The 11,019-nt window shown below is 56.6% G+C and carries 10 protein-coding genes; 7 read left to right on the forward strand and 3 right to left on the reverse strand.

Going from position 1 to position 11,019, the window contains the following annotated elements; genetic code table 11:
• Positions 1-848: 848 nt before the first annotated feature.
• A complete protein-coding gene (locus VMA09_12805; protein ID HUA34481.1) occupies positions 849-1,025 on the reverse strand; it encodes a hypothetical protein in 177 nt (58 codons plus the stop codon).
• A gap of 833 nt (positions 1,026-1,858) precedes the next feature.
• On the reverse strand, positions 1,859-4,735 hold the full coding sequence (locus VMA09_12810) for an AAA family ATPase (GenBank protein HUA34482.1): 2,877 nt from the start codon (positions 4,733-4,735) through the stop codon (positions 1,859-1,861).
• A gap of 399 nt (positions 4,736-5,134) precedes the next feature.
• Here VMA09_12810 and VMA09_12815 point away from each other — a divergent pair, with 399 nt between their 5' ends.
• The 3 genes from VMA09_12815 (at position 5,135) to VMA09_12825 (ending at position 7,708) form a co-directional block, all read left to right on the forward strand.
• The gene (locus tag VMA09_12815) at positions 5,135-5,440 is read left to right on the forward strand and encodes a hypothetical protein (protein ID HUA34483.1); all 306 of its coding nucleotides are present in this window, start codon (positions 5,135-5,137) and stop codon (positions 5,438-5,440) included.
• A gap of 133 nt (positions 5,441-5,573) precedes the next feature.
• Complete coding sequence (locus tag VMA09_12820) at positions 5,574-6,437, forward strand: SDR family oxidoreductase (protein ID HUA34484.1); 864 nt, start codon at positions 5,574-5,576, stop codon at positions 6,435-6,437.
• Between the two features lie 110 nt (positions 6,438-6,547).
• A complete protein-coding gene (locus tag VMA09_12825) occupies positions 6,548-7,708 on the forward strand; it encodes an acyl-CoA dehydrogenase family protein (GenBank protein ID HUA34485.1) in 1,161 nt (386 codons plus the stop codon).
• 15 nt (positions 7,709-7,723) lie between these two features.
• On the opposite strand, the gene VMA09_12830 is transcribed toward VMA09_12825, so the two are convergent.
• Entirely contained in the window at positions 7,724-8,176 is a 453-nt protein-coding gene (locus tag VMA09_12830) for a hypothetical protein (protein ID HUA34486.1), read from the reverse strand.
• On the opposite strand from VMA09_12830, the gene VMA09_12835 reads away from it, so the two are divergent.
• The 4 genes from VMA09_12835 (at position 8,169) to VMA09_12850 (ending at position 10,599) form a co-directional block, all read left to right on the forward strand.
• Positions 8,169-8,765: a GNAT family N-acetyltransferase gene (locus VMA09_12835; protein HUA34487.1), complete on the forward strand. Its 597-nt coding sequence runs from the start codon at positions 8,169-8,171 to the stop codon at positions 8,763-8,765. The two genes, VMA09_12830 and VMA09_12835, sit on opposite strands and share 8 nt — an antisense overlap.
• Before the next feature lie 299 nt (positions 8,766-9,064).
• Entirely contained in the window at positions 9,065-9,970 is a 906-nt protein-coding gene (locus VMA09_12840; protein ID HUA34488.1) for an SAM-dependent methyltransferase, read from the forward strand.
• Positions 9,971-10,035: 65 nt separating this feature from the next.
• Complete coding sequence (locus VMA09_12845) at positions 10,036-10,290, forward strand: hypothetical protein (GenBank protein HUA34489.1); 255 nt, start codon at positions 10,036-10,038, stop codon at positions 10,288-10,290.
• 72 nt (positions 10,291-10,362) lie between these two features.
• Positions 10,363-10,599 carry a hypothetical protein gene (locus VMA09_12850; protein HUA34490.1) on the forward strand — a complete coding sequence of 79 codons (237 nt, stop codon included), beginning with the start codon at positions 10,363-10,365 and terminating at the stop codon, positions 10,597-10,599.
• Positions 10,600-11,019 lie beyond the last annotated feature (420 nt).

The following is an 11,019-nucleotide window of genomic DNA, read 5'->3' on the forward strand; positions in this document are numbered from 1 at the left end:
TCGGTGTCTGATCGCAGCGAACATTGAGGGTAGTGGATAACACAGCTCGGAACGAAAAAGAATGCGACACAGCTTTCCCCGCAGTCCGGCCAACAGAGTGGCCTTCCGCACGGGTTGCCTTGTACCAAAATTGAAACCAGGCTTGGTGATGCGCCGGACGAGCTCGATTTGCTGCAGTATCTGCCAAACCCCAGCCAACCCAGCTCGTAAATTCCATGATAGCATCGCTTCAACAAATAGTCGTTGTCAGAGTTTGAATCGGACTAGAATGTCGGTCAATACTATTGCGCGATGCAAGCGGAATTGGGTGCGAACTGCCACTGACAATATCGCGCACATGCAAAAAGCGTCGGATTGATGCTTCTCATAATACCTTCTTTCCGTGAACCGAAATTTCCTTATCAAATAGCCAATCGACGAATCACCCAATAATCGATCACCAAAAGCCTCAGCGTACTGCACGTGCCCAGAGGTTAAAGGTCTTAGTGCCGCTGCCCAAGGTGCCGCGGAAATCGGAGAAGTTAACGCCCCATGAGTAGTTCGAACTGGTGCTGTCGGTCGTGGCCGACAAGTAGAAGTTTGGCTTCGTCGGCCCAAATGCGGGGTCGATGCATGGGCGGTGCGGAAACTGGAAAAATCCGAGATCCTCCGGGCTGCGCACAGCCAGGCGCGGCTGGATCGAAAATCCCCCGGAGTTCCTCGCTCGTCGGCAATCGCCAGTCACAGTGGTAGGCGAAACAATTAGTGATAGGCGCGGTTCTACTGGACACCAACCCTTCGTTGAGGGTGCCCAAAAAATCTACGAAGGCCGTTCTGTTCGGCTGCGTCCCATCTTTGCTCCATGAATACTAGTTGTTCACTTCGTGCACACCGCCGCCCGTGGTCTTCTTTTCCCACATGAGCCCGGTGTTCTTGTCGGTGATCGTGCCATCGCCATTATCCACGTAGCGCCCTGTCTGTGCATGCGCCGCTCCGACCCAAACCAGCAACGCGCATCCGACGACCGTCAAAATGGTGTTTTTCATACTGTTTTCGATCGCCTGCTGGGTTGTCCGAAGGCCGGCTCCATTACGAAATTTCGCGCTGAAGATGATCGAAATAGTAATTCGCATTTAAAAAAAGGTAAGTGTGAAGTTGTTCGAGCGTAGTACAACCGCTGGCGCTCTTGTCTCGCTCCATCGCGAGGTCAAATCGGAAACTTACCGGGACCTGTGCTGAATCTTGACCTATGCGCCCGTGGTCGTCCGGCGGCATCGCGGTAAGTAATTCGCGCAGTGCAAGGCGTGATTATTCCGGGCCGATAGAAACAGTGATTGCGCGCAGAAGCTCGACGAGCTGGGCAGTAGGGCGCACTACTGTTCGTCGAAGCTGTACGGGACTTCGGAAAAAGGCCCCCTCGTGTGGGGCTTCTTAGTTGAGCTGGGGAAAATTGGCCCAGAGAGGTGGAAGAACGAGAACCAAGCCTGAGCTTAACGAACTGCTTCGATCGGCTGGACTGACTCTTCGTGAAGTTCGCAGATATCAGTCAGGTCCCACTTGCAACCGTCGATGACGTAGCTTCCGCACGCGCAGTCGCCGCGAAGCTTTTCGGGTTTATCGCGATTTGCGGTCCTATCGGGCCATGTGGGATCGAGGCGACGTTGCCGAACCCGTCGACGTCGCATTAGTTGGCGATGCGTCGACAATAAAGGATGAGATCAAGCGTTTGGAGACATTGGCTGTCGCTGATCTCTCCGCCTTTATCTTCCGCGCGGAACCCGGAGCCTTCGAGCAAACGAGTGATTTCCTGGGCTCGTTGTTTCGGCTTTTGAGCCAAGCGGAACGGGCCGTAGGCGTCGCTTTCGCTTGGCGCGCGAGCTTAAGACTCAAGCAAGGTCCTCGCTTGTTCAAGATCAGCAGTGTCGTGGCCCTCGGTGAACCACGCGTAGATCTCTGCGAGCTCCGCGAGTGCTTCGTCGCGCCGTCCTCGCTTACGAGGTAATCGAGCGAGGCTGATAGTAGCGCGCAGCTCAAGCGACTTCGCGCCAATCTCTCGCGCCAGGCCGATGGCTTCGCGGAAATCATGCTCAGCGAGTTCTAAGCGATTCTGTTCGTGTACCGGTCTGCGGAGAAAAAGCTCGCCGCGGAGCTGAAACATCCAAGGGCGGCAGAACAACTCATCGGGATTGGCCTCTAGTGCCTCTTGAGCCGAAACTAGCGCGTCATCGATACTTCCAGCCAAGACTTGCGTTTGGGTCAGGATGCTTAAATAGAGTGTCCTAAAGACGTAGAATCTCACGGCGTCTATTTCTAGGAGACCAGATCGTATTGAGGCAACAGCGTCACCAACTTCCCCCATTTCAGCCCGCGACCAAGCCCCGGCGATCTTGCCCAATCCGTTAAAGATCGGAAATCCAAAATCCGTACTTACTCTTTCCGCTTCTTTGGAGGCAGCACTCGCGCGCGCGAAGTCACCCAGGAAGCCGTCAGTCACCGCTCCAATCGCGTTGGTGTAAGCCAACGCAAAAGATTTATTTAGACGCAGGGCGAGCCTGCGAGCATCGTCCGTCAGCCGCCGCGCCTGTGCTGGATAACCCATCAACCACTTTATGAGCCCTGCCCAAACGAGAGACATCGCTCCAGGGTCGTCAGGAGTGTCACGGAAATCGTCTTCGCGATAGTACTCTGCAGCCTTGAGAAAGTGATGGGCACCCGAGGCCAAATCGCCCAGGGCGAAGCGCACTCCTTGTGCATAGTGCGCGAGGAAAAGAGCGCGCGGATGGTCTATGCCGCGTGCAAGGTCGAGCATTTGGTCGGCTATGGCGACGGCCATGTGCAGCTCGCCGCGCGTGGCTACGGAGGCCCAGATGCCGTTGAATACTTGCAGTGACGCGGCTGCGCCCGCTCGATCGGCGAGGGCTCGCGCGCGCGAATAGACTGCGGCGGTTTTTACGTCTGACCAACCGCGCGTCGCCACCATTATTCCGCCGAGCGCGAGCTGCGAGATAAGTTCGCGGCTCTTACGCTCGGTCGACTCAGGCATTGATAACAGCATCGCGAGAGCGTCGCGGTAATGTTGTTCGGCTTCGCGATAGGCCCGCCTGTCGGCGGCGCGTTCACCGGCGAGATGAAAATATGCAGCGGATTTATTCCCGTCATTGGCGCGACGATAGTGATCGGCGAGCTCCGCTGCGATTTCGCCGACCTGCGCGCCATAACCTTGTTCCAGCCGCGCAGCAATCCGTCTATGCAGCTCGATTTGTCGACTGGGCGGCACGCGGTCATACAAAACGTCTCGATAAAGAGCGTGATGAAAGCGCACGTGGGCTGCGCGAGTACCATCAGGCCACCTACTGATCCCCTGAGCAGTAACGAACTGCTCGTGACGCGACAAGCGAGTGCAGCAGGTCTCGACGGCGCTGACTGGGCATTCAAGCCCTGCGGCCACGGCTGCGGCAGAGAATTCAGCACCTACAACACTCGCCGTCTCGAGTATCGTTTGCTCGTCCGCACTGAGACGCTGCAAGTTACGCTCAATCATCTGCAAGATACTGCGTGGCGGCTCGAACTTGCCTGGCAAGAAAGGTGAACCGTTCTTTACGAGGGAATCCACCATGTTGACCATAAACAGCGGATTCCCGTCGGATCGTTCATGAATCACCGGGACGAGGCTCTCCAGCGAATGTTTTTCAAGATCGGCAAAGCGCTCGGCGAGATAGGCCGCTACGTCACTCCTACTCAACAACTCGAGTCGAAGCTCTTCACATTGTTTATGAAGTTCCAGCTCCACCTTTAGAGCGAGCAGTGGGTGGTCGCTCGTCAGCATCTCGATCGGTCGATAGTTACCGATTACGAGCAGACGTGCTGGTTCGGTCCGCCGTGCGACAGCCGAAATCAACTCTAAGCTCGAGAAATCGCACCAGTGCAAATCTTCAATAAACAGCACCAGCGGCGAGTCCGTCGTAAGCGCTTCGAGGGCTTGCAACAACTCACGCAGCATCCGCTGCCGCGCTACGTTCTGCGCTGCGGCCTGAAGGCGCGTGCGATCTGCTTCGCTCAATAGGGCGGGCATCTGTGCAAGCCAGCTTGGGGCGAGCCGGTCGAGGATCTCCACGACGCGCTCCCCACCTGCCTCTTGACCCAGGCGAGTCAAAGCCTCAAGAACCGGCATATAGGGCTCGCCCCTGCCATATCGCTCGACGCACTGACCGTATCCGATTCGAACTCTGTTATCGCTGATTGAACGAAGAAACGCCCTGACGAGCGTCGTTTTCCCGATTCCGGCCTCGCCGGCAACAAAGATAACCCGTCGGGCACCCGCTAGCGTTTGCCTAAAGAACCCTTGTAAGCGAGCTAATTCGGTCGCGCGTCCCACCATAATCACCGGCGGATCCTGTGGCGCAGACGCGAGGCGGGATGAAGAAGCGATCGCACCGGCAATCTCGACCTTGGCGACGAAGCGATAGCCGCGGCCATGCACTGTTTCAATGAAAATTGGTTCTCTTGGATCGTCACCCAGCGCCTTGCGTAATTCGGCGACGCAAATTGAAGGCATCGAATCGCTCACAATCACATCGGGCCAAAGAGCGTCGAGCAGGGCCTCCTTCGTCACCAACTCCTGAGGACGATCGACCAGATAGCAGAGCATTTCGAAGGTCTTGCGTCGCAACGCGATGCGCTGCTTCCCTCGCTTCAGTTGGCCATTTGCAGCATCCAGATTGAAGGGCGGAAAGAGCTGTAGCTGGGGAATCGGCAAGTCGATCAACCGACGGGGTTGGAAAAATTAAGTAGAAATTATGGCGAAATTTAAGGACATCCTGATCGAATCTAGCTTATTTACCATTAACCGGAGTGAGTATTGGAGACCGAAGACCCATTTTCCTGGATCCCAAACGAAGCGCGTCATCTGCGACCTTAATTCGATTCCCAGCATGCTGCAAATCGGATTACGCCTCGATGACCGACGAACGGTAGACAGGTGTACTTGAGCTCGAACAAAGCTCGAAACGATCGGGACAAAACGTCTGGAGAAACGACCCAGGCGCGATCCCGTCCATCTCAGCTCAACACCGCAGAGTCGCGATGAACGGTCCGTACATTCAGAATGAACGCCTAGACTTTGCGACGGTGATCAAATGAAGGGAGGTAATAACCAATGTCAGCAATACGAATCGGAGTAAATTTTCGGGTAAAGCCGGGCGGCTACGCAGAGCTTTTCGAGAGCGCGAGGGCTTTCAAGAAGGTGGTCGAGCGGTGCGGCGGGGATTATCTCGTGGGCCGGGTGACCACTGGCGTTGATACTGGAAATATCATCGTCGTCCACACGTATCCCGGCTACGCAGCCTTCGACAAGGCCAGTTCGGATCCGGAGATGCAGCGACTGCTCCAGACGATCTACAGCAATGGTAACCCGCCGTATGAATCGTATGTGGCAAACATCATCGAAGAGGTTCCGCTTTAATCGTGTTGCGGGGATCGGCAGTTTCACCGCCACGTAAGCTGTCGATTCCCGCGGGCATCAAGTTTTCGCGAACTATCTGCTCGGAAAATCGAACCAATCCAAAAGCACCAACAGAACAAGGGGAGGGTTTGCAATGGCCGTCGCTGTAATTACAGGAACGAGCACCGGAATCGGACTCGCGAGCGCGGTTGCTTTCGGTCGCGCTGGGTATCAAACCTACGCAACCATGCGTCGTCCGGAGGCATCGCCGGAATTGGCCACCATCACCAAAGCGGAAAAGTTGCCGATCAAGATCGTGACTATGGACGTCGATGACGATCGCTCGGTCAGCGAGGCATTCAGCAAAATCCTCGCCGAGGCCCGACGAGTCGACGTACTGGTCAACAATGCCGGAATCCACGCTCAAGGAGCGACCGAGGAGCTTCCCCTGTCCGAGTTCCGGCGTGTGATGGAAACGAACTATTTCGGCGCGCTGAGATGCATCCAGGCGGCGCTTCCCGGCATGCGTAAGCAGGGCAGCGGACACATCGTTAATGTCTCAACCGTCGGTGGGCGGATGTGCGGCCTCTCGCAAGGTCCGTACAGTGGCTCCAAGTACGCGCTCGAGGCGATCAGCGAAATCCTGGCCGGCGAGGTCAAACGGTTTGGCATTCACGTCACGATCGTAGAGCCCGGAGTGTTTGTAACTCCGATATTCGGGAAGATGCGGGACCTACCCAAGAATACTCATTACCCGCAAGAACGGCGGATGAACGCCATTTACGCGGCGTCGCTCAAGATGGGCCAGGCAGCCTCGGTGGCCGCTAATCGAATCGTTGAGATCGTGCAGAGCGGCACCTGGCAGTTGCGCCACCCGCTCGGACCAGACGCCGAGGGCCTGCTCAAGTATCGCGCGTCGATCACTGACGAGCACTGGGTAGACCTGCACGCCATCGCAACTGACGAGGAGTTCGCCGCCGCCATGAAGCGCGAAGTCGGCATGGATCTGGACTTATAGTCAGCGAATCTTTCTTTAGCGGAGGAGCTATGAGTATTTCGAGAGCGCTCCCGCGTGTTGACAAGAAGTTACACGGTGACCTCCCGAACCGGCCAGAGCCAGGCAAGCGAATGCATCAGGAAGAAGTGCTTCGCAAAGGGTTGTTGGCCGAGATCGAGTCGATAGCGCCGATTGTGGCCGGGCATGCAGCGGCCTCGGAAGCCCTCGGCCGACTCGATGAGCCCACGATGGCGGCGCTGCGCACTACGCGGCTATTACGATTCTGCTCTCCTCGCGAGCTTGGCGGACTGGAAGCTGATCCAGTTACGCAACTCCTGGTTCTAGAAGCGATTGCCCGACTCGATGCATCCGCAAGTTGGACAGTTGGGATTCTAGCGGGCGCAACCGCCACGCTCGGAGCATACTTGCCGATCGCTACGAGCAGAAGACTCTTTGCCGACACGATTCCGCTGGTTGTCGGTTCCCTCCTGCCTAAGGGCAGCGCTGAACGCGTTACCGGAGGCTATAGAGTCAGAGGTCGCTGGCCGTATGGGAGCGGCATCTATCATGTCAAATGGGTGGCCGCGGGAGCTGTGATTCCGGGCCGGCCGATTATGGAAGCGCGCGTAGTTGTTCTGCCTCGCGAACAAGTTGTTATTCACGATAACTGGCAGGTAGCGGGGTTAAGGGCGTCCGGAAGCTCCGATTACAGCATCGAAGACCAGTTCGTTCCGGACGCGATGACTTTCTCTTTTGAAGACCTCTTGATGGGAAAAGCAACAACGGGCGGCCCGGCATTCAGGCTCGGCACACCGGCGTGGGTCATTTCATTTCATATTGGGATCGCGCTTGGAATCGCGCGCCGGGCATTGGACGAAATCCTCGTACAAGCAACCGAGAAGGGTCGCGGGTTTCCGCCCTCCGGCTTGTCCGCACAGCCGCATGTTCAGTTCGCTCTCGGCAAGGCAGAGATCGAACTCGCTGCGGCGCGTGCCTACGGAATCCGAGTGATGAGCGATCTTTACACGGAGGCGCAGACTGGATGCGTGCCGCCACCTGCGCGTCAGGCCGAAGTTCGTGCCGCCGGTAGCTATATCACCGAGGTGGCGCAACGCGTGACGACCGCCGCTTTCCAGGCGGCAGGAGGAACCGCACTTTTCGACGCCAATCCGTTGCAGCGATGCTTCCGCGATATCGCTGCCGCCTCGCAGCACTTTGCTGTGAGTCAGGGGGCATATCGCGCCGTGGGTATGTTTAAACTGAAGCAGCCCGACGCCAATCCCATGCTGTAATCGCCCCGTGACTAATCAAGCGTGATGGGGTTGCGATGGAGAACCGTGATGAGCGAACAAGACAATCTGCAAACGATACAGCGCGCTTACAAGGCTTTCACCGAGCGCAACTTGCCGACGCTGCTGAGTTCTGTCTCCGCCGATGTGGAATTTTTTCCTCCGGCTATGGCGCGTGTGCCTTGGGCGCATCCATGGCGCGGTCGCACGGAAGTCGAACAATACTTTAGGACCTTGGCCGCAGTGCTCGATTTTCAAGAATTTGAAGGCGACGAATTCATTCTCAGTAGCGATTCCGTCGTCGTGCTTGGACACGAGCGATGCCTTGTCCGCGCGACGGGCCGGGTTGTCGAGGCCAGGTGGGTGCAGATCTTCGATTTCCGCGAGGGCTTGATCTGCCGTCATCGCGAATACACCGATACCGCTAGCTGGAATGCCGGATTTGAGAACGCTTAAAACAAAAATGGACATAAAAATGGAAACTACAGTCAAGTCCGCGACCTGCGACGAGAAGAACAAGCTGATATCAACGATTTTAGCCGCGTTCGTGACCGATCCGGTGGCGCGATGGCTGTGGCCTGAAGCGCACAAATACTTCGGACGAATGGACGAGTTTGTTAATGCGTTCGGCGGTGCGTCCTTCGATGTCGGCAGTGCCTATTATGTGGAAGGCTACTGTGGCGCGGCGCTCTGGCTCCCGCCCAAGGTTCAACCGAACGAGGAAAAGATGGTGTCGATCATCAGAGAGAGCGTCCCCAAACATCGGCTGCAGACGACATTCTCAATATTAGAAAAAATGGGCAACTTCCATCCCGATGAACCACACTGGTACCTGCCGGTTGTTGGCGTTGATCCAATGTTTCAAGCGCGGGGCTTCGGCTCCCGGCTGATGATGCACGCTCTTGAACGAAGCGATCGCGAGAAGAAGCTTGCGTACCTTGAATCATCCAATCCGCGCAATCTCAGCTTGTATATCCGATGCGGGTTCGAGCTTATGGGCACCATCCAGGTGGCTGACTCGCCGCCCTTGTTTCCAATGCTTCGCAAACCTCACGAATAATCGGAGCTCAGTTTGCGCGAACAGAGTTGGCGCTAAGAAAACCACGCATCATGTGGGACAATCGCTGCACGTGACACCAAGCGATCACGACTGTGATGAGGCGACCCGCGTGATGCATCGGACGGTCGTCGCTGCGGATTTCTCGCGATTGGTCGAATTGCCAAGACGTCAGGTCGTCGCAGTCATAACCGTGCAGGGAGAAAAGGTCCCGCCAGCGGTAGCGCTCTCGAGTTGGATCTGACGAACGAGAGACAACGCTACTGAATTACGGTTGATGCCGATATCATTAGGGGGATCAAATGGAAGATGGTAAACCGAGCGCCACCGCCATAATCAGCGCGATGGGTCGCGCTGCTCATCTCTTGTGGGACCAGCCGCCCAAGGTCTTCAAAGATACGCTTGCACTGCAGCTTTCCGGATGCGAGAGCGAGGCCGCTCTCAAGGCGCAGATCGATCAGTTAGATGGAGAATTGGCGCGAACTACAACTCCCGACTTCGCTCTAAAGCTTCGTCGCACAATGACGGCTCAGCTTGTCATGCGAAGCCGTTACCTCGAGGACGAAGTTGACGAGGCTGTTAGACGGGGCGTTTCCCAGTACGTGATCCTTGGCGCCGGGCTGGACTCTTTCGCTTATCGGCGATCAGAACTCGCAACGGCTTTGCATACCTTCGAAGTGGATCATCCTGCCACCCAGGCCTGGAAGCGGACTCGTCTTCGCGCGGCAGGTATAGAGCTGCCGGCTCACCTGAGCCTTGTAGCGGTCGATTTCGAGAGGGAATCGCTGATCGATAATTTGCGGATGAGTGGCTATCGGACAGTCGCGCCCAGCCTTTTCTCATGGCTCGGTGTTACCATGTACCTTTCTACCGACGCGATTTTCGGCACATTGGAGGCGATAGCCGCACTCGCAGCCGGAACGGAAATCATCTTCGAGTATAGCGTTCCAAAAGATCTAGTTGATGCGGAGACACAAAAAATGCTTGCCGTTGTGTTGATGGCTGCGCAAGCTCGTGGTGAACCACAGACGACGTTTTTCGAACCCGCCAAACTGGCTGAACAAGTGCGGAAAGTCGGCTTCGCCGAGGTAACGGATTTCGGTCCTGATGAGGCAACGGCGCGGTATTTTACCGGCCGCACGGACGGTCTTCGCCTTCACTCGCTAAATCACTACATGCGCGCGCGAGTCGGCCCGCGCTCCACCTAGTTCACTAGAAGCTTGCGCAATCCGTACCCCTGGCTTCAATTTACAGTGAGGCTCGCGGAGGAAAAATGGCTCAAACGGATGACTGCCTGGAGCTGGTTTCACTAGCCGCTGAATTACGTCCACTGCTGGCGCGCAATGCGACGCGTGCTGAACGCGACCGTCGTCTTCCGGACGAAAATGTCGAGGCCCTTCAAGCCGCCAATCTGTTCAAGATGATGGTGCCGTGCCGTTGGGGGGTTACGGTGCGCCGCTGCCGACGATCGTCAGAACCTTGGCTGAACTTGGCAAAGGATGTTCCTCAAGTGGCGGGGTTACGATGATTATCAACGGCGGCAACTGGTGGACAAGTCTGCGACCGGATTGCGCTCAACGCGCGCTATCCGATCGAGCAATTGCTCGAGACCTGCCAGCGCCTGCCGTTAAAACGACGCAGTCGCATCGCCTTCGAATACGTGATGCTGGCGGGGGTGAACGATACGCCCATGGATGCGCACCGGCTGGTAAAACCGTTGGCTCCGCTGAAGACGAAGGTGAACCTGATTTTCTTCAAACCGTTCGAGGAATCGGGGGTTCGAGAGCAGTGCGCGCGCTTCGGTAGAGGCCTTTCAAGCTATTCTTCATCGGGGTAACTTGACCGCCACCATCCGCGAGAGGAGGGGCCGCGATATCGCCGCGGCATGCGGGCAACTCTGCGCAGATCATCGTTCGGGTTCAGCAGGCGGTGAGCGAACCGTTCAGGTCGGATAGCTGGGTAGTAGTTGGCGAAAACGACAATCGGAGTGATAGGCGGAAGCGGCTTCTACCAGATGTCGGGCACGGAAAACATCGAACAGGTCGAAGTCGATTGCCCCGGCCGGGAGTCGAACCCGGACTTGAGGTTCCGGAGTCCGTCTACCTAGGGGGCACTGCAGACATATGCGGGGCGGCTGCGTCGTCTTATTCGGCCTTTTTTGCCTGATCCGACAATCGTAGACGCCCTTCATATGTCGGTATGCATCACCAGTTCGGGCACGGTGAGGGCAAAGTATTCTCGCCTTCATCCAAGGATT

This window comes from Candidatus Binataceae bacterium (assembly GCA_035508495.1).
Classification (GTDB): Bacteria; Desulfobacterota; Binatia; order Binatales; family Binataceae; genus JASHPB01.